Here is a 413-nt window from a genome sequence, read left to right on the forward strand (position 1 = left end):
CTGCATATGGGGGTGGGAGGCGATGACTCCTGGACCCCCAGCGTGCTGCCGCAGTGGCTCCTGAGCCAAACGCGCTGGCAGTACGAGGTCTCATTGCGTAGCCTTTAATCCGTGGGGGCGACAGCCCCCACCCCACAAACAGAATAACAAGGGATCATGGTGATGAAATTCTCAGAACTGGCGCCACGAGAACGGCATAATTTCGTCTATTTCCTGCTTCTCTTTTTCTTTTACTATTTCATTATGTCGGCGTACTTCCCGTTTTTTCCGGTGTGGCTGGCGGACGTTAACCATTTAACTAAAACGGAAACCGGGATCGTTGTCTCGTCTATCTCGTTATTCGCCATTATTTTTCAGCCGGTGTTCGGCCTGATGTCGGATAAGCTCGGCCTGCGCAAACATCTGCTGTGGAC

Annotated in this window: 1 protein-coding gene; it reads left to right on the plus strand. The window is 52.3% G+C overall.

Annotated elements, in window-relative coordinates; genetic code table 11:
• Positions 1 to 162: 162 nt before the first annotated feature.
• Positions 163 to 413 (plus strand): MFS transporter (locus DYZ14_RS24045; protein WP_154722941.1); only part of this gene is annotated, 251 nt, incomplete at its 3' end.

This window comes from Ciceribacter sp. T2.26MG-112.2 (genome assembly GCF_900492205.1).
GTDB classification, from domain to species: domain Bacteria; phylum Pseudomonadota; class Alphaproteobacteria; order Rhizobiales; family Rhizobiaceae; genus Allorhizobium; species Allorhizobium naphthalenivorans_A.